Source organism: Carboxydocella sp. JDF658 (assembly GCF_002049395.1).
In the GTDB taxonomy this organism is placed as follows: Bacteria; Bacillota.
Genome location: NZ_BDLR01000067.1, coordinates 1 through 17887, shown reverse-complemented (window position 1 = coordinate 17887; position 17887 = coordinate 1). Strand labels below are relative to the sequence as shown.

Sequence of the window (17887 nt, the reverse complement as noted above, 5' to 3'; positions counted from 1 at the left end):
TTGTTAGATTCTTTTGCCATTACCGTTGCATGTACCATTTTTGTTACCTCCCTCAATAACTGATCTATATAATTCTTGGTAAAAGTATAATTCAATACAAAAAATCATGCATTAAAATCACCGTCAAATGGCAAAATTAATTAAATAATTATCACAAGATACCGTTGAAATGCATAAATAATCACTATATTGCTAGGACTAGCATAAAAACAAAAAAGGTGACTCTTAAGCGTCACCTTCAGAAAATAAAGTCAAATGTAACTTTTGCGATTTTGCCTTTCTGGAATTCATCTAGAATAACTGCCGCAGTCCTTTGCGTTTCTACCTTTCCGCCGGCCAGCAAAAATCCACGTTTACGGCCAATTGCCAGTAATATCTCATAAGGATCATAACTCAGTTCAGTTAGTTTATAACGTTCTTTTAATGCTTCCGGTTTATAGGCGAGAAACCATTGGATTATCCATAAGACAACATCCTCTATTGGCAGGATTTCTTCTTTAATCGCACCTGTCGCTGCTAGCTTAATACCAACTTCGGGATCAGCAAATTTAGGCCAGAGTAGGCCCGGGGTATCCAGTAGTTCAATATCCTTATGTATTCTGATCCATTGTTGTCCTCTGGTCACTCCTGGCCTATCACCTGTTTTTGCTATAGTTTTACCGACCAGTTTATTGATAAAAGAGGACTTGCCTACATTTGGTATACCAACCACCATCACTCTGATCGGGCGATGGCGATAGCCTTTGGCTTTTAATGCTTCTAATTTTTCAGCAGCCAGGTCTTTTAAAGCCGGCACTATTTCGTTATAACCCTCTTTGTTCATTGTATTTATAGCAATTGCCCGCTGTTTTTTTTCTCTCGATTTATTTAGATATTCCAACCATCTTCTTGTTTGTACATCATCAGCTAAATCTTTTTTGTTAAGAAGCATAAGTCGAGGTTTTGTACCAAATAGAATATCGAAATCCGGGTTGCGACTGCTTGACGGGATCCTGGCATCTACTAATTCAATTATGACATCAATTATTTTTAAGGTTTCTTTTAATAAATTTTTAGCCTTGGCCATATGGCCCGGATACCAGTGGATAGTCATGCTTCCTCATCCTATTCTTAATCGTGGTAATCGTCGATTATACCGATTCTGCTCAGGGGCCAGTAGATGACCATCGCCTTACCGACTATATTATCTTGGGGTAAAAAGCCCCAGAATCTGCTGTCATCCGAGTGGTTCCGATTATCGCCCATCATAAAATAGTGGTCATTTGGCACTTTTACCGGCCCAAAATCCTGAAAACGCAATCCCGGTGGCAAATATGGTTCTTTAATTTGTTTACCGTTTATATATAGATTACTATCCTTAATCTCAACAATATCCCCTGGTAAACCGATTACGCGCTTAATAAAATCCCGCTTTGGATCAAGTGGAAACTTAAATACCATTATATCTCCGCGCTGGGGCTTGGTAAACCGGTAAATGAATTTATTAACAATGATTCGGTCTCCAGGTTTCAGGGTTGGTTCCATAGACCCGGAAGGTATATAAAAAGGCTGTACGACAAAAAAGCGTATAATAGCCGCAAGAACGACTGCAATTGCCAGTGCCTCTAGTAGCTCCCAGAGCCCTTCCTTTTTTTCAGTATTTTCTACCAACCTTTTCCGCCCCTTTCTGTGCAAAAAGGGACCGGCTACCCAGTCCCTTTTTGTAACACTATTTCAGCTCTTTAATCCGAGCAGCCTTACCGCTCAATTTCCGCAGGTAGTACAACTTAGCGCGGCGAACCTTACCACGCCGGACAACTTCAATTTTTTCCAGGTTAGGAGAGTGAACAGGGAAAATTCTTTCCACTCCAACCCCGGAAGCTACCCGTCTTACAGTAAAGGTCTCGCGCAGTCCAGCTCCTTGACGTCTGATCACAACCCCTTCAAAAAGCTGGATTCTTTCCCGGTTACCTTCCTTAACTTTTACATAGCACTTAACTGTATCACCAGGGCGGAAGTCGGGAATATCTTTACGCAGTTGTTCTTTTTCCAGCATAGTCAACAAATCCATTTTTGCTAACCTCCCTCCTGCCTAGACGCTCATATCCCCTGGTCAGGACAGCGGAACGCCCGTACTACCACAAGGCACATTATAACACATGCAACATGATTTGACAAGCACTATTTTCCCCACCAGGGCTCTCCCAGAAGTCTATCTAAAATAATCGATACCGCACTTCTGACACAAAGGTGATTATATTCTCCTCCACCATAAATGGGCTCTAGAATATAATCAGCCCCTTCCATTACTTCTTTGATTATGCCATATCCGGTGCCAAATAATAAGAGATAAGGTTTTTCACCCTTATGGATCTCTTCTCGCAATTTTATATAAGAGATAGTGTTAGGATAGACTCGAGCATCGGTAGTTATGGTTACCGGTTTTTGACCAGTCTTTTTCTCTATATCCTGGATTACATCTTCGAGAGTATCGATCAGTTGTAATCTCTGAAATGCCTCTTGACGGTCAGGATTGTAAACTGCTCCGTAACCACTGCGCCAGTACTCCAGCATATGATTGATTAACTCCTGCTGAGCTGGAACCGGATGCACAATATAGTATGTCTCCACGTTATAGGTCCGCGCACTTCTAGCAATATCGTGAACATCAAGATTAGTGATACTGGTTGTAACCACTTCCATGTGTTTGTTATAAATTGGATAGTGTAGCAACGCGATAAAAACTCTTGGCTTCGCCATGCCAATCCTCCTAGTCTTTAATTTGCCGGGGATCAACAGTGATTTCTTCTTCCATTAGTTTGTAGTCCTCTTCTTTTAATGTTACCGCTTCCAATAAATCAGGTCGCCAGGCTAAGGTCCGTTTCAATGCCTGTTGCCGGCGCCAGCGGGCAATTTTACCGTGATCGCCTGACAAAAGTATATCAGGTACTTTTAAACCCCGGTATTCACGAGGACGAGTATACTGGGGATATTCCAGCAACCCCTGGGAAAACGTCTCATCAGCTGCTGACATTTCTTCCCCTAAAACCCCCGGAATCAGCCGTGCAACCGCATCGACAATAACCATAGCAGCTAATTCGCCACCGGTTAAAATAAAATCACCAATGGAAATCTGATCTGTTACCAGTCCTTCTCTGACTCGTTCATCAATACCTTCATAATGGCCACAAATAAAAACCAGATGTTCTTTTAGCGCAAGTTCGCGGGCTATATTCTGGGAAAATTTTCTCCCTTGTGGGCTTAAAAGTATAATATTCTCTGGTCCCCGACCATCTCTCTCTGCGATAAAATCCACTGCCCGGAAAATTGGTTCCGGTTTCATGACCATACCGGCTCCACCGCCATAAGGATAATCGTCAACAATTCTGTGTTTATCGGTTGTAAAATCGCGGATGTTTATGGTATTTATTTCTAACAAACCCTTTTCAAGCGCCCTTTTTATAATGGAATGGGCAAAAGGTCCCCAGAACATATCGGGAAATAAGGTCAGTATGTCAAATTTCATCTTCATCCACCAATCCCGGCATCAAGTAGACCGTCATTGTTTTAGTAACAGTATCAACTGAGAGTATGACATCTTTTATAGCTGGTAGCAAAATGTCTTTTCCGCCATCTGCAGGCTTGACTACATATACATCATTTGCCCCTGTAGAAAAGACATCAACCAGCGTACCAATTTTTTCCCCTGTATCAGTAATAACCGTCATTCCCAGCAAATCATGGATATACCAGGTATCAGGAGGTAGTTCTTTCAATTGGTCCCTGGTAATGACAATATAAGCATCTTTTAGCCGTTCAGCTGCGTTCATATCAACGATCTCTCGAAATTTAACTATAATAAATTGTTTATGCGGACGGGCAGAGTCAATATGGAATGCCCGGGTTTTTCCATTTTGTTGTACTAAAACCTCTTCCATTTCATAAAACCGTTCCGGAAAATCCGTCATAGGAATTACGCGAACTTCACCACGATGTCCTTGGGTATTGACTATTTTCCCAATGGCAATAAATTCATTATTCATTGGAGTCCCTCCGCCATTCATGCTGTCTAATGGCTATCACCTGATCATCTTCCAGTACAACTTCTACCCCATAAAGGGAGCTAAAAGATTGGCCAACTTGCAGAGTGGCCAGAGATTCAACTGTACCTTGATAGATTTCTTCACCTACGGTCCAATTGCTAATCTCTTTAAGTTTTTGAATGAGGTTTTGTTTCTGATCCAGTAATTTTTGTTTTTCCAATTCATATCTTTTTTGCTGCTGAGGGTTCCTTTTGACCAGAAAATCCAGCTGCTGCAATTCCAAATCCAACCTATTAAGATTTTCTCTTACTTCCGAAGCCATTCGCTGGCGAAAGTCCTCGGTTACTTTGACTTTCAGCACTACCGGCCGGCGGATCAAAATTTCATTCAGGTACTGCAAATCAATCCCTCCTGATGTTGAACAAGGGGCCCACGGGCCCCCTGCTCTACAGGATATCCAAGTTTACCTTTTTGCCTTCCCTGGTAGCAGCTGCTTTAACAACAGTCCGCAATGCTTTAGCAATTCGGCCTTGCTTACCGATAATTTTCCCCATATCATCAGGGGCTACACTAAGGCTGATGTTGATTTCATCACCATCTTCCTTGAGAAGCACAGTAACCTGATCGGGCTGTTCTACCAGGGCCTTGGCCAGGGTTTCCACCAGTTCTTTCATGGTGGCACCTCCTATTTCTGAACACCAGCCTTTTTAAACAAGGACTTAACAGTATCGGTGGGTTGAGCCCCTTTGTTCAACCAGGCATTAGCTTTTTCTACATCAATCTTGATTTGTGCCGGTTGGGTAGTCGGGTTATAATAACCCAGCTCATCGATAAAACGGCCATCCCGGGGAGAACGGGAATCAGCCACGATTACCCGATAAAAGGGATTTTTCTTGGAACCCATCCGCTTTAAGCGAATTTTTACAGCCACTAGTCTCACCTCCTTGTCAGAATATCGATTTCTCTATTTAAAGAACGGCAATTTAATACCGCCTTTTTTCTTCATTTTCTTCTCCAGCTGAGCGAATTGTTTCATCATCGCTTTCGCCTGTTTAAATTGCTCCAAAAGTTTATTTACATCTTGTACACGAGTGCCTGAACCTCTGGCAATACGCTTCTTACGACTGGAGTCAATAATTTCCGGTTTTGCTCTTTCCTGAGGGGTCATGGATAGGATGATGGCTTCTACACGAGCCATTTCTTTGGGATTAATCTGCTTTTGTAATTCTTTCAGCTCTTTACCTCCAATGCCAGGCAGCATGCTTAGAATATTCTCCAGCGGCCCCAGTTTTTTCATCTGCTGCATCTGGTTCAGGAAATCTTCCAGGGTGAATTCTGCTTTTCGCATCTTTTCCTGCAGTTTTTCCGCTTCCGCCTGGTCAAAAGCAGCCTGTGCCTTTTCGATTAGAGACAGCACATCTCCCATACCCAGGATCCGTGATGCCAGTCGATCCGGGTAAAAAGGTTCCAGAGCATCCAGTTTTTCGCCCATGCCAGCAAATTTTATTGGTTTACCGGTAACAGCCCGAACTGAAAGAGCTGCTCCCCCTTTGGCATCACCATCCAATTTTGTCATAATAACACCATCGATACCCAGCTGGGCATTAAAGGTCTCAGCCACTTCTACAGCTGTCTGACCGGTCATCGCATCAACAACCAGCAATATCTCATGGGGTTTGATAGCGGCTTTGATATCCTGAAGCTCCTGCATCAATTCCTCGTTAATATGCAATCTTCCCGCCGTATCGATTATCACCATATCTCGACCATGAGATGCCGCATATTCAAGGGCCCCTTTTGCTATATTGACTGCGCCAACTGAGGTCCCCATAGCGAACACAGGTATTTGTAGTTGCTCTCCTAAAACCTGCAACTGTTTAACAGCAGCAGGTCGATAAATATCAGCAGCAACCAGCAGGGGCTTTTTGCCTTGTTTACGCAATAAATTGGCCAGCTTGCCAGCACTTGTGGTTTTCCCTGCCCCCTGTAAACCAACCAGCATGATAACTGTAGGGGGCTTGGGAGCAGTAGTTAACCGGCTTTGTGTACCACCTAGAAGTTCTATCAGTTCTTCATGGACTATTTTAATCACTTGCTGAGCCGGTGTTAAACTGGCTAAAACTTCTTGTCCAACAGCGCGTTCCTTTACTTTTTTTATAAAATCTTTAACTACTTTATAACTTACGTCTGCTTCTAAAAGTGCCACCCGGATTTCGCGCATCACTTCAGAAACATCTTCTTCAGTAACCTTGCCTTTACCGCGCAGCCGCTTAAATGCTGCCTGCAAACGTTCACTGAGATTTTCAAAAATAGCCATGGTTTTACACCTGCCTTTAAAAAAACGCCAGTAATTTTTTCACCAATGTGCGAGCCTCATCGATTTGACCAGCAGCCAGTTGTTGATCAATTTTTTCAACCATTGTTTTTACTTGATTATATCTGGCAACCAAACCCAGCTTCTGTTCCAGTTCTTCCAATTGTTTGAGGGAGCGTTTTAAAAGATCATGTACACCCTGCCGGGAAACAGCCAATTGTTCTGCGATTTCCGTTAGTGTTAAATCCTCATCATAGTATAACTCCATGACCAGTTTTTGTTTGTCCGTCAGAAAGTCACTATAAAAGGACAAAAGCAGACTGATATAGTCCCTTTGTTCAAACGGTATCACCATTAGGCTCCCCACCTTTGTTCCTTACTAATTCTACACAAAAAAGATCAGGGTGTCAAGCAATTTTACTTGACACCCTCTTTTTTATAAGATTCTCCAGTTTTTGATGTGCAGAGTTGAAAATAGTCCCCATGATTGCCTTTCAATTATAACTGGCTTCCTTGGCAGCTCCTGATGGTAATAAATTTCAATGTTATTACTGACAAAACACAAATAGTCTTCTTGTTTCCCTATCGGAGCACCTAGCCTGATCCCCGGTTCGAAACAGAACTCCCCACAACAGGAGTGAACAGAATTGGGGGCTTCAATAGTAATGGCCTTTACTCCCTTTCTGTTTAGATATTTTACTACCTCAGGTTCTAGTGTTACCATTACGGCTGCCCCCCTTGCAGAATAAAGTTATTGCAGTAATGATGATCTTTCACCGGTTTTGATGATCTGGAACCAGCGCCGGAAGGAATCCAGCAAAATAACAGCAGCCAGTGAAATCATCAAGATACTTAGCCCGGTATTCAAGTACATCCCTTTCGGTAGATAGACGTTGATCATTGTAGTTAGTCCAGCATTAATTGTTGTAATGGCCAGGAAGACCATCGGCACGAAAGTAATCAAAGCGTATGATATTTTTCCGCTTTTCTTAAGAATGATGGTAGTGCCGATTGCCAGAGCCAGAGTTGCTAATAACTGGTTGGAAACCCCGAAGATTGGCCAGATGGTCTTAATTTCACCACCGTAAATCAAGTATCCCCAGGCAAAGGAAACGATAGCACTGGTGATGATGACGTTCCAGGGGGCATTGGGGTTTTTGACTCTGGCAAAATCTTGCAAAATATAACGGGCTACCCTGGTACCGGCATCAATGGTTGTTAAAATAAAGAGTGCTTCGAACATGATGGCGAACTGATACCAGTAAGCCATCAGATGTTTTAATCCAGGTATGCTGGAGAAAATATAGGCCATACCTACAGCCAGGGATACAGCACCGCCGGGCCGACCCGCCACTTCTTCGCCAACCAATCTGGATAGCTCCGGCAGGTTAACAATTTGCATCCCCAGTTTGGCAAAAACTTCAGGTTTGGTGTTGATGGCAAAATAATCGCCAGGCAGAAGAACTGTGGCAGCAATTAAAGCCATTACACCAACAAAAGCTTCAACCAGCATACTGCCAAAACCGACCAGTTGAATGTCCTTTTCGTTATTAATCATTTTAGGAGTAGTACCTGAGGAAATCAGAGCATGAAAACCCGAAATAGCTCCACAGGCGATGGTGATGAAAACAAAAGGCCAAACCTTACCGGGAATGATCGGACCGCCTCCAGCAACGAACTTGGTGGTTGCCGGCATATGAATTTCCGGATTGACAATAATGATCCCCAGCGCCAGGGCCAAGATGGTGCCGATCTTAAGGTAAGAGCTTAAATAATCCCGGGGGGCCAGCAACAGCCAAACTGGAAGCGCAGCTGCCAGGAACCCATATGTTGGCAGCAAGATCTTTAAAGCGTTCTCAGAAAAGATAAACCAGCTGGCGAAACCAGAATTTTTAATATAGGGACCAGTTATTACCGCCAGCATGATCAAAGCCGTACCGATCAGGGAAGCCTCACCAATTTTTCCAGGACGCCATTTATGCATATATAAACCAATGAAAATTGCAATGGGAATTGTCATGCCTACGGTATATACCCCCCAGGCATTCTGGAACAGGGCATTTACTACAACAATCCCCAATCCGGCCATCGCAATAAGGATAATCAACAAAATGGCAATCCCGGTTGCAAAGCCAGTAACTGGTCCTACTTCAGCGCGAGCAATGTCTGACAGGGATTTTCCATCATGACGAACAGAGGCGAATAAGATTACCATGTCGTGAACCGCCCCTGCCAGCACAGCACCGATCAGAATCCAGAGGAAACCGGGCAAATAGCCAAATTGTGCTGCCAGCACCGGGCCAACCAGTGGTCCAGCCCCGGCAATCGCCGCAAAATGATGGCCAAAGACAACCCATTTATTGGTGGGAACATAGTCTTTACCATCATTAAAGCGATGGGCGGGCGTGGTGCGTTCACCGTCAAAGGCCAGAACTTTGGCAGCAATGAAAGCACCATAAAACCGATACGCTAAAATTAAAACCAGAGCTGCCGTCAAAACAAGAGTTAGTGCGTGCATATCAGTACACCTCCTGCAAAAAGACTTATAATTGCATTTTCAGTGTACTGCCATACCGCCTTTTCGACAGCATTTTCGACATAAAATGTCCTAAAATCGACACGAAATGGTCTAAACAAGCCCTAGTTTTTCTCTAAATTCATTGACGTAGGATCGGCTGACAGGAACTACTTCTGCCTCTTTATCTCTAAAGATCAGATTGTAAGTACCTTTAAACCAGGGGACGATTTCCACGATAGCTTCCAGATTAACTATATAACTGCGATGAACCTTTAGAAAACTATCCTGGTTGAGTTTCTGGGCAATTTCATATAGTGAGAAATTCGTTGGAAAATCGTGGCCCTCAACCCTGACAACGGCATTCCTGCCCTCTGCTTTGATATAGAGAATATCTTCCTGGTTAATCAACAAAATCCTTCCATCTTTTATTGCAGGGATTTTTGTCTTTTTCCCTTTTTGTAGATGTTCTATTGTTTCTTTTAAAATTTGATAATGCTCATTAACGGCTTTGATATTTTTCCATTCCTGGATAGTTTTTTGTAATCTTATTTTATTCACCGGTTTCAGCAAATAATCCAGGGCATGAAGTTCAAAAGCCTCGATCGCATACTGGTCATATGCTGTAACAAAAATTACTCTGGTCCGGGGTACTAGCCTTGCCAGAAATTTTGCTACTTCAAGTCCGGACATGTCATGTAACTGAATATCCAAAAAAACCAGTTCTGGCTCCAGTTGTTGTGCCAGTTCAAGGGCTTCCTGTCCACTATCAGCTTCCCCTGCTACTTCAATTTCGGGATAATCTTTTAGCAGGAATTTTAACTCTTGTCTAGCTGGCAGTTCATCATCGACTATTAGTACCCTGATTTTCATTTTTGTACTCCTTCCGGTATAACAAACTCCACCCTGGTTCCATAAGTCTGACCTGGCAATGGACTAATTATCTTTAACCCCGCTTCCGGGCCAAACCAGCTACGCAGACGGGCATCCACATTTTTCAGCCCCATTCCACTCCCATCTGATTCTTTTTTTGTTTGATTGAACCCTACGCCATCATCTTCTATCCAGACCAGTGCCTGGTTCCGCTCTTGTTTAATACCTATTTGCAAATTGCCAAAACCCCGTTTGGGCAACAATCCATGACGCAGGGCATTTTCAACTAATGGTTGTAGAGTTAACGGGGGAATCTTTACCGGTCTCAATTCAGGATCAATCTGCCAGGTTATAGCAATGCGATGGCCAAAACGGGCCTCCTCAATCGCTAAATAGGCTTTTACGTGTTCGATTTCCTCTCTGATATCCACCAGTCGTTTGTTATCCTGAAGATTTTTGCGAAAATAGTCGCCTAACTGCGCCAATAGACCTCTCGCTTTTTCTGGATCGGTACGACAAAATAACATAATAGTATTAAGGGCATTAAATAAAAAATGAGGGTTAATCTGGGCCTGTAACGCTCTTATTTCAGCATCAGCCAGTAATTGAGAACGCCGTTCCAGTTCCGCCAGCTCCAGCTGGGTGGAAAAAAGGTGGGCTAGACCATTGGCAAATTCTATTTCCACTTCTGTTACAGGTTTGTTGGTACGATGGTAGATTTTCAAAGTACCTACTACCTGTTGATTTTGCCTTAATGGAACTATTACCGCTGTATTTAAAGGACAGGTCGGATGGGAACAGTCGATTTCCTGCCTGCTACCAGCAATTTTGGTTTGACCAGTTTCAATTACTATCCGGGTTGCCTCTGTCTGGATAGGCTGACCTGGTAGATGATGGTCACTGCCGGCACCTACATGTGCCAGAATGTTTTCCCGGTCAGTTATCGCTACCGCTGCTGAACCGGTTTCTCTTAAAATTATCTGAGCAACTTCCCCGGCAGATTGGATAGTCAGTCCATGGCGTAAAATAGGCAAAGTATAATTAGCAATCTTCAGGGCCAGTTGTGCCATAAAGGCAGCTATTCGTTCCTGTTCCTGAAAACTCTGGCGGACTATCATAATAAAAATAGCAATCCCAGCAGCGTTGACAATAGTCATTGGTGCTGCTATTACTTTCACCAGATCAAGAGCTGAAACAAAAGGACGGGCTAAAGCAAGAATGATCAGCATCTGTAAAGATTCAGCAATGAAGCCGGTAACAAAACCTACTCGCCAGTCCATCGCTTGTTTGGGCCAGTATTTATTGACCAGGCCTCCTAACAGTCCCTCTATTGTAGTGGAAACAGCACAGGCAAAACCCGTAAATCCTCCCAGAGACCAGCGGTGAATTCCTCCGATAAGGCCAGTTATAGCTCCTACTGCTGGTCCCCCTAGCAAACCGGCCACTATGGCTCCTACTGCGCGGGAGTTGGCGATGGCACCTTTGACTGGAATACCATAATAAGTGCCCAGAATGGTGATTATCCCAAAAATAATCACCATCCCCCCTTGTTCTCGCCAGGTCAAATCCTGGCGTAACAATCTCCGAAACAAGGGGGTACGTGAAAAAAGGTAAGCTATCGTTACTACTACTGTTAACCTCTCAAACAGGGTTAGCAATAAGCTCATAATATCAGCTCCCTACAACTTGCCAGCTTTTCTTAAAAATACACAAAGGGTATGTAAAATTTGAGCTTCCAGGCTACTTTCCTTTAATATTAATTGTCTTCCCGACATTAGAGTCGGTACATTCGTTTTGGGATCTGAAAGATACATAGCCAGTAACCCCGTAATCACCAGCTCATGAAAACTATTATACTGGAGCTTGTTAATTGAATCTTTAGCATTTTTATAAAACAGAATCAAGCGTTTTTCCCTTTCCGCATCAGTCGCATAATAAAAATGAAAATTCAGATCTCCCTCATTTTTGTCTTCCTCCTGGTCAATATAGTAATCTAAAAGTATATGTAAACCCGTAATCCAGGGAAAATAATAACTCGCTTCTTGTGGCTCCAAGCCTGCTACCAGAGCAAACACTCCCAGGGTAGAACCTGTAGCAGCCGCAAATTCCATGGGATATAGATTCCAGTAACTCTTTCCAGCTTCTCTAGCCCATGTCTCTAATTTTTTTTCCCGCACTGACCAATCCAGGTGTTTATAGATCTGAAGTTCACTGTATAAGGTAACCCACTCTGCTGCTAGGTGAGCTTTGTATTCATCCCAGCCCAAACTCTTTAATGCCTTTTGACAGGTCGTAACCAGCTGGTTTAAATAACCGCCATCATTCTTTACAGGATAATTCAGATAATAATCACGGCTGGCTGCTGCCGGCCTAATTGCATCCAGCATGGCATAATGCAACTGCCGAAAAGCTTGCTCTTCAATTACCTGGGCCCGATCACAGAGATTATCCAGATAATCACTGATTGTCTGAAAGGCAACTATAAAATCAAGCACTTCCTGCTGCCTGGCCCCTGGATAAAGGGCAAAAACTGCCCCTCCAATACAGTGGAACTTTTTATGTTCAATGCTTGCTAGAGCTTGAGTTTTTAATAAATTTTCGGGCATTCTTTCCGCTAGCTCTTTCCAGTTAGCAAGCCTTTGTTCTACCTGAGGCATAACTTCCACGATATACCTGTACAGCCATTTTGTCCATTGAACCGCTTTTTTCATGAGCTACCTCCTGTCAATGAATCACTATGATTATATCACTCCTTTTATAAAACGGCAAAAGCCTGCCCCAACGGGACAGGCTACTTTTCCCTATTTTTCGCTGGCAGCCCGGGCCAGTAGTTCCTTCGTCCGGGCTTCTGCTCTCTCAATAACTTCCTTTTCATCAACAAAAAGAAGTTTGCGTTCGGTCATGATGACTCGACCGTTAACAATCACCGTATCTACATCTGCTGCAGTAGCCGAATAGACCAGATTGGCTATCAGGTCATGGCGCGGGTATAAATGGGGCTTCTCCAGATCGATTAAGATGATATCAGCCAGGTATCCTGGTTGCAACTGCCCCAGATTATCGTAGCCAAGGGCCTGAGCCCCTTTAACCGTAGCCATCTCCAGAGCTGTGTAAGCAGGCAACACCGTAGGGTTCATGGTAAAAACTTTATGTAGTAGAGCTGCGCTTCTCATTTCCTGCATTAGATCCAGGTTATTGTTAGAGGAAGGCCCATCTGTTCCCAGACCAACCACAGCCCCTAACTCCAGGAGGCGGGGAACCGGGGCCACTCCAGAAGCAAGCTTCATGTTGCTCTCCGGATTATGCGCAATTCCAACTTTATGGTTGGCCAGTATTTCCATCTCTTCATCAGTTAAATGGACACAGTGCGCGGCCAGAACCTGCCGTCCCTTAAAGAGACCAATCTGGTCCATCAATTTAACAGGAGTGGTGCCGTATTTTTCTTTAATTTCTTCCACTTCGGCTTTAGTTTCTGCCAGGTGAATATGGATACCTACTTTTAGATCATCAGCCAGTTTCATTACCCGTTCCAGATACTCGGGTGGGCAGGTATAAGGTGCATGGGGTCCAAGCATAACCTTGACCATGCCATCTGCCTTGCAATGCCAGCATTCTACCAGCTCTACTGATTCATTAATGGCCCGCTCTGCATTCGGTCCAAAGCCTATCATGCCCCGGGCCAAATTAGCTCTGATTCCTACTACCTGAGCAGCTTCAGCCACTCTGCCCATTTCAAAATACATATCGGCAAAGAGGGTAGTCCCACTCTTAACCATTTCAGCACAGGCCAGCAATGAACCCCAGTATACATCTTCACTATTTAGATGGGCCTCGATTGGCCAGATTTTTTTCTGTAGCCATTCCATTAATGGTAAATCATCAGCATAACTCCTCAGCAGCGTCATTGCAGCATGGTTGTGACAGTTAACCAGACCCGGCATAACGACCTTGCCTCTGGCATCTATTACTGTATCGGGTTGAAATTCAGCGGGCACGTTACCGACATACTTGATTTCCTTGCCTTCAATGGCCAGATCAGCATTGTACAAAATCTGATCCGGCCCAGTCATTGGCAAAATAGCAGTTGCGTTTTTAATTAATAAACTGCCCATAAAGCACCCTCCTTTTCTACCACTGGGCCAGCTGCTTCGTTTTAGCTTCCGGATTCTCCCTTTCTTTTAATAAGCGAGTGTAATAAGCTATCTTACAGCTGTGTTCCAGACTGGCAGTTAATTGATAGGCTTCTTCCAGCAATTGGCCAATAGCAAAACTGCCATGGCCGCGAACCATCACAATCTTGTATTCCTTCAATAAGTCAGGGAGTTTTTGTTCAACTTCCTGTGAGCCCACCGTATGTTCCACACTCAATACTGGTATTTTATGCAACAAATAGGCTCCTTCTGAGTCCACAGGTATAATCTCATCTTCCAAAAGTGACAGGGTTGTTGCAAACACCGGATGGGCATGGACAATAGCCAGGGCCGCTGTATTGCGGTAAATGGCCCGGTGGACCCGAATTTCTGTTGACGCCAGGGTAATATGGCAATCATTTTTCTCCAGCCCAGTTTCAATTAGGTCCCGCTCTGTTAAATGTCCCAGCATTGCTCCGCGACGGGTAATAATTATCCGGTCTCCCTGCCTGATACTTAAGTTTCCACTATGGGAATTGTTCAATCCCGATTGAAAAAGGTCCCGGCCTACCAACTGGAACATATTAAGCACTATGGTCTTCCTCCAGTCCTAACTGTCTTAATTTGGTGGGAGTGGGCACTCCTTGCTTGTCCCAGCCCCGATAATGGTAATATTCCCTTACCATGGTTTCCAACTGTACCACCATACCGGCAGCAGGTCCCGATTGAACTGGTTCTTTTAAAAGTCTTGGGGGAAGAGTATCATCAGCTGCGCTAAAGCCGGCTTTAAGATTAAATAGCCTTTCCAGGTTCCAGATGCGTTCCCCGATGATATGCAAATCCTGAGGCTGATAATTGATACCTGTCACTGCAGTCAGCAAGCGGGCAAAGTATTCTTCTGAAACCGCCAGTCCAATAAAGCGGCAGAGTACCAGGGTGTCCATAGCGGCATTGATGTTCTGGAAATTAATTGTTAACCCCGCCTTCCCTGCCGGGCTATAAGGATCTACCAGTTTCGGTACCCCCAGCACTTCCGGTCCTACCATATAGGCTCGTAAATGACAGGCACCGCGGTTGGATGTAGCCAGCGCCAGTCCCATTCCCTGGGTGCCCCTGGGATCATAGGCCGGCAGCTCCAGGCCTTTTACTTGCATAGCCAGTTCGGGAGCTCCATATTTTTCTGCCAGTCTTTTGCTGCCTTCCGCCAGGTCATTTCCAATTGACCGTCGATAAGCGATAAATTCAATCAGTTCCAGTATTTTCTCCCGGGAACCAAAAGCCAGATCCTCGGTCAGATGTCCTTTTTCTGCCAGTTCCATTGCACAGCCAATGGTGCTACCTGTAGAGATAGTGTCCAAACCCAGCAAATTACAGAGATAATTTGCCCGGGTTATGAGCTCCAGGTCAGCTATCCCACACTGAGCGCCAAAAGACCAGATGGTCTCATACTCCGGTCCTTCCCCTGATTGTTCACCTACTTTAGTAACCCGGGAACACTGGATAGGACAGGCATAACAGCCACTTCTCTTAATAGTCAGGGTTTCTGCTAGCCGTTCTCCCGAAATATCTTCCGCCCTTTCGAACTGTGACTGCTGAAAATTACGAGTGGGTAAAATGCCCAGTTCATTAAAAAGATTGACCAGCACTGCAGTGCCAAATTCCGGGAGTCCCTGGGAAGTAATAGGATTAGCCTTTAGCCATTTATTAGTTTCATAAACCACAAAATCCAGGCGCTCAGGATCTGCTACAGGAACCTTCTTCTCTCCATCAACTACTATGGCTTTGAGATTTTTGGCTCCCATAACTGCTCCCACACCACCGCGCCCCAAAGCCCGGCTATAGTCGTTAATGATAGCTGCATATTTTACCAGGTTTTCTCCAGCAGGGCCAATACAGGCTACACTTACCTGACTGCCTTCCTTTTGTTTTAGCAATTCAGTAGTTTCCCTGGTATCTCTTCCCCAGAGCTCAGCAGCAGCTTTTATTTGAATCTGGTCATTCTTGATTACTATATATACCGGCTCTGCTGCCTTCCCTTTGATATACAGGGCATCGAAGCCACAGCGTTTGAACTTAACCCCCCAGACCCCACCAGCATTGGAATCAAAAATGGTTCCAGTCAATGGCGACTTAGTGGATAGACTAAATCTACCGGAAGTTGGTACTTTCGTTCCGGTCAGGGGCCCAACGGTAAAAATTAAAGGGTTCTGGGGACTTAAGGGATCCAAACCGGGATCCGTTTCCCGGTAAAGGAGATAAGTTCCCAGTCCCCTGCCCCCGATATATTGCCGGTAAATTGTTTCAGCAATTGTGTCTACCTTTACTTCATAATTGTCTAGATCGATACGAATAATTTTGCCCATCCAGCCAAACATAAATGTGCTCCTTCCAGTGTTTACTCACCATGTTGCCAGCCATAAAGATAGGCTTCCTGTTCCGGTGTCAATTTATCTATGGTAATTCCGAGAGACTGCAGTTTTAATTCTGCTACTCTCCTATCAATCTCCGGACTAACCAGGTATACTTTTTTCTCCAGTTTGGTGCCATTTTCCACTAGATAACGGGCTGACAGAGCTTGCAAGGCAAAGGAAGTATCCATAATTTCGGCAGGATGGCCATCTCCCGCTGCCAGATTAACCAGTCGTCCTTCTGCTAGTAGATATAACTTCCGACCATCTGCCAGCGTAAATTCTTCAATATCTTTGCGTACTACCCGTTTGCTTATTGCCAGTTCATTCAACTCCGGTTTATTGATTTCCACATCAAAGTGTCCGGCATTGGCCAGCAGTACCCCGTTTTTCATTTTTTCATAATGCCAGCGCCGGATTACATCCTTGCAACCGGTAACTGTAATAAACACATCTCCTAAAGCCGCTGCCTCATCCATGGTCATTACCTGGAACCCATCCATATGGGCTTCAATGGCTTTGATGGGGTCAACCTCACAAATAATAATTTTGGCCCCCAGGCCTTTAGCTCGCATCGCTACCCCTTTCCCACACCAGCCATAACCAATAACGACCACTGTCTTACCTGCAACTATCAGATTAGTAGTTCGCATAATCCCTGTCCAGACTGACTCCCCGGTCCCATAACGATTGTCAAACAAATATTTACTATAGGCGTCATTAACAGCGATCATAGGAAAGGGCAGGCGGTTTTCCTTTTCCAGGGCCCGCAGGCGCAAGACACCGGTAGTAGTTTCTTCACAACCACCGATAATGGAGCTAGCCAATTCCGGCCTTTCTGTGTGAATTAAATGCATTAAATCGCCACCATCATCTATAATAATATCCGGCCGGGTGTCCAGTACCATCAATAAATGCTGTTTGTATTCCTCAGGAGTAGCATTATACCAGGAGAATACCTGTAAACCTTGTGCCGCCAGTGCTGCTGCTACATCATCCTGAGTGGAGAGGGGATTAGAGCCTGTGATGCTAACATTTGCGCCCCCGGCTTGCAAAACCAGAGCCAGGTAAGCAGTTTTGGCTTCTAAATGCATGGAAATGGCAACTCTTTTTCCATTAAAAGGTTTATCCCGTTCAAATTCCTTACGGATTTCATTTAATACCGGCATGTGTTCTTTAACCCAGGCAATTTTTTTAGCGCCATTTTCCGCCAGGTTGATATCTCTGACTAGATAATTCATTTTGCTCCCTCCCCATATGTTTTTTGCAAATTGACTTTATAGGGCTTTCTGATAATTCCTTTTTCGGTAATAATGGCATCAATCAAATAATTGGGAGTAATATCAAAGGCTGGATTAAAGACTTTTACCCCTTCGGGAGCAATCCGCTGGCCGCATATATGAGTTATTTCCCGGGGATCCCTTTCTTCGATAGGTATATCGTCTCCGGAAGCCAAAGTCAAGTCCACTGTGGAATATGGTGCCGCCACATAAAATGGAATCTTATTTTCTTTGGCTAAAACAGCTAAGCCATAAGTACCAATCTTATTGGCCACATCGCCATTGGCAGTAATGCGGTCTGCACCAACTATGACCAGATCAACCATTCCCCGCCGCATCAGATAA

General features: G+C 44.3%; 20 protein-coding genes and 1 pseudogene. All 21 read right to left on the bottom strand.

Annotated elements, in window-relative coordinates; all coding sequences use genetic code 11:
• Positions 1 to 238 precede the first annotated feature (238 nt).
• Positions 239 to 1093: a ribosome biogenesis GTPase YlqF gene (ylqF, locus tag JDF658_RS10265; protein WP_079907538.1), complete on the bottom strand. Its 855-nt coding sequence runs from the start codon at positions 1091 to 1093 to the stop codon at positions 239 to 241.
• Between the two features lie 17 nt (positions 1094 to 1110).
• The gene (gene lepB, locus JDF658_RS10260; RefSeq protein WP_242946652.1) at positions 1111 to 1650 is read right to left on the bottom strand and encodes a signal peptidase I; all 540 of its coding nucleotides are present in this window, start codon (positions 1648 to 1650) and stop codon (positions 1111 to 1113) included.
• A 58-nt stretch (positions 1651 to 1708) separates the two neighbouring features.
• Complete coding sequence (rplS, locus tag JDF658_RS10255; protein ID WP_079907534.1) at positions 1709 to 2050, bottom strand: 50S ribosomal protein L19; 342 nt, start codon at positions 2048 to 2050, stop codon at positions 1709 to 1711.
• A gap of 110 nt (positions 2051 to 2160) precedes the next feature.
• Entirely contained in the window at positions 2161 to 2739 is a 579-nt protein-coding gene (locus tag JDF658_RS10250) for an RNA methyltransferase (protein WP_078665524.1), read from the bottom strand.
• Between the two features lie 10 nt (positions 2740 to 2749).
• Positions 2750 to 3505 carry a tRNA (guanosine(37)-N1)-methyltransferase TrmD gene (gene trmD / locus JDF658_RS10245; protein ID WP_079907533.1) on the bottom strand — a complete coding sequence of 252 codons (756 nt, stop codon included), beginning with the start codon at positions 3503 to 3505 and terminating at the stop codon, positions 2750 to 2752.
• Positions 3495 to 4022, bottom strand: coding sequence for a ribosome maturation factor RimM (rimM, locus tag JDF658_RS10240; protein ID WP_078665522.1), 528 nt, complete (start codon positions 4020 to 4022; stop codon positions 3495 to 3497). Before rimM ends, trmD begins: the two co-directional genes overlap by 11 nt.
• Entirely contained in the window at positions 4015 to 4422 is a 408-nt protein-coding gene (locus tag JDF658_RS10235; protein ID WP_159446618.1) for a YlqD family protein, read from the bottom strand. The genes rimM and JDF658_RS10235 overlap by 8 nt, the downstream gene beginning before the upstream one ends.
• 46 nt (positions 4423 to 4468) lie before the next feature.
• On the bottom strand, positions 4469 to 4696 hold the full coding sequence (locus JDF658_RS10230; protein WP_078665520.1) for a KH domain-containing protein: 228 nt from the start codon (positions 4694 to 4696) through the stop codon (positions 4469 to 4471).
• 11 nt (positions 4697 to 4707) lie between these two features.
• Entirely contained in the window at positions 4708 to 4953 is a 246-nt protein-coding gene (gene rpsP / locus JDF658_RS10225) for a 30S ribosomal protein S16 (protein ID WP_078665519.1), read from the bottom strand.
• A 33-nt stretch (positions 4954 to 4986) separates the two neighbouring features.
• Positions 4987 to 6339 carry a signal recognition particle protein gene (ffh, locus tag JDF658_RS10220; RefSeq protein WP_200805672.1) on the bottom strand — a complete coding sequence of 451 codons (1353 nt, stop codon included), beginning with the start codon at positions 6337 to 6339 and terminating at the stop codon, positions 4987 to 4989.
• Between the two features lie 16 nt (positions 6340 to 6355).
• Positions 6356 to 6691, bottom strand: coding sequence for a YlxM family DNA-binding protein (gene ylxM / locus JDF658_RS10215; RefSeq protein WP_078665518.1), 336 nt, complete (start codon positions 6689 to 6691; stop codon positions 6356 to 6358).
• A gap of 81 nt (positions 6692 to 6772) precedes the next feature.
• Positions 6773 to 7060 carry a hypothetical protein gene (locus tag JDF658_RS10210; RefSeq protein ID WP_078665517.1) on the bottom strand — a complete coding sequence of 96 codons (288 nt, stop codon included), beginning with the start codon at positions 7058 to 7060 and terminating at the stop codon, positions 6773 to 6775.
• A 27-nt stretch (positions 7061 to 7087) separates the two neighbouring features.
• Positions 7088 to 8854, bottom strand: coding sequence for a carbon starvation protein A (locus tag JDF658_RS10205; RefSeq protein WP_079907530.1), 1767 nt, complete (start codon positions 8852 to 8854; stop codon positions 7088 to 7090).
• A 111-nt stretch (positions 8855 to 8965) separates the two neighbouring features.
• Positions 8966 to 9724, bottom strand: a complete 759-nt coding sequence (locus JDF658_RS10200) for a LytTR family DNA-binding domain-containing protein (protein ID WP_078665515.1) — start codon at positions 9722 to 9724, stop codon at positions 8966 to 8968.
• A complete protein-coding gene (locus tag JDF658_RS10195; RefSeq protein ID WP_079907528.1) occupies positions 9721 to 11391 on the bottom strand; it encodes a sensor histidine kinase in 1671 nt (556 codons plus the stop codon). Before JDF658_RS10195 ends, JDF658_RS10200 begins: the two co-directional genes overlap by 4 nt.
• A gap of 12 nt (positions 11392 to 11403) precedes the next feature.
• Entirely contained in the window at positions 11404 to 12435 is a 1032-nt protein-coding gene (locus tag JDF658_RS10190; protein ID WP_079907526.1) for a tetraprenyl-beta-curcumene synthase family protein, read from the bottom strand.
• A gap of 90 nt (positions 12436 to 12525) precedes the next feature.
• A complete protein-coding gene (locus tag JDF658_RS10185; RefSeq protein WP_078665512.1) occupies positions 12526 to 13836 on the bottom strand; it encodes an amidohydrolase in 1311 nt (436 codons plus the stop codon).
• Between the two features lie 16 nt (positions 13837 to 13852).
• Positions 13853 to 14437, bottom strand: coding sequence for an aldolase (locus JDF658_RS10180; protein ID WP_242946653.1), 585 nt, complete (start codon positions 14435 to 14437; stop codon positions 13853 to 13855).
• A 1-nt stretch (position 14438) separates the two neighbouring features.
• The gene (locus tag JDF658_RS10175) at positions 14439 to 16229 is read right to left on the bottom strand and encodes an aldehyde ferredoxin oxidoreductase family protein (protein ID WP_079907522.1); all 1791 of its coding nucleotides are present in this window, start codon (positions 16227 to 16229) and stop codon (positions 14439 to 14441) included.
• 20 nt (positions 16230 to 16249) lie between these two features.
• A complete protein-coding gene (locus JDF658_RS10170) occupies positions 16250 to 17503 on the bottom strand; it encodes an adenosylhomocysteinase (protein WP_078665509.1) in 1254 nt (417 codons plus the stop codon).
• Positions 17500 to 17887, bottom strand: a pseudogene (locus tag JDF658_RS10165) (S-methyl-5-thioribose-1-phosphate isomerase); the annotation flags it as partial. The gene JDF658_RS10170 and the pseudogene JDF658_RS10165, both read right to left, overlap by 4 nt.

Bases quoted from the DNA above. Each gene is read 5' to 3' on its own strand.
- ylqF (WP_079907538.1), bottom strand. From the start codon at position 1,093: ATGACTATCCACTGGTATCCGGGCCATATGGCCAAGGCTAAAAATTTA.
- rplS (WP_079907534.1), bottom strand. From the start codon at position 2,050: ATGGATTTGTTGACTATGCTGGAAAAAGAACAACTGCGTAAAGATATT.
- JDF658_RS10250 (WP_078665524.1), bottom strand. From the start codon at position 2,739: ATGGCGAAGCCAAGAGTTTTTATCGCGTTGCTACACTATCCAATTTAT.
- trmD (WP_079907533.1), bottom strand. From the start codon at position 3,505: ATGAAATTTGACATACTGACCTTATTTCCCGATATGTTCTGGGGACCT.
- rimM (WP_078665522.1), bottom strand. From the start codon at position 4,022: ATGAATAATGAATTTATTGCCATTGGGAAAATAGTCAATACCCAAGGA.
- JDF658_RS10230 (WP_078665520.1), bottom strand. From the start codon at position 4,696: ATGAAAGAACTGGTGGAAACCCTGGCCAAGGCCCTGGTAGAACAGCCC.
- ffh (WP_200805672.1), bottom strand. From the start codon at position 6,339: ATGGCTATTTTTGAAAATCTCAGTGAACGTTTGCAGGCAGCATTTAAG.
- ylxM (WP_078665518.1), bottom strand. From the start codon at position 6,691: ATGGTGATACCGTTTGAACAAAGGGACTATATCAGTCTGCTTTTGTCC.
- JDF658_RS10210 (WP_078665517.1), bottom strand. From the start codon at position 7,060: ATGGTAACACTAGAACCTGAGGTAGTAAAATATCTAAACAGAAAGGGA.
- JDF658_RS10205 (WP_079907530.1), bottom strand. From the start codon at position 8,854: ATGCACGCACTAACTCTTGTTTTGACGGCAGCTCTGGTTTTAATTTTA.
- JDF658_RS10200 (WP_078665515.1), bottom strand. From the start codon at position 9,724: ATGAAAATCAGGGTACTAATAGTCGATGATGAACTGCCAGCTAGACAA.
- JDF658_RS10195 (WP_079907528.1), bottom strand. From the start codon at position 11,391: ATGAGCTTATTGCTAACCCTGTTTGAGAGGTTAACAGTAGTAGTAACG.
- JDF658_RS10190 (WP_079907526.1), bottom strand. From the start codon at position 12,435: ATGAAAAAAGCGGTTCAATGGACAAAATGGCTGTACAGGTATATCGTG.
- JDF658_RS10185 (WP_078665512.1), bottom strand. From the start codon at position 13,836: ATGGGCAGTTTATTAATTAAAAACGCAACTGCTATTTTGCCAATGACT.
- JDF658_RS10180 (WP_242946653.1), bottom strand. From the start codon at position 14,437: ATGTTCCAGTTGGTAGGCCGGGACCTTTTTCAATCGGGATTGAACAAT.
- JDF658_RS10175 (WP_079907522.1), bottom strand. From the start codon at position 16,229: ATGTTTGGCTGGATGGGCAAAATTATTCGTATCGATCTAGACAATTAT.
- JDF658_RS10170 (WP_078665509.1), bottom strand. From the start codon at position 17,503: ATGAATTATCTAGTCAGAGATATCAACCTGGCGGAAAATGGCGCTAAA.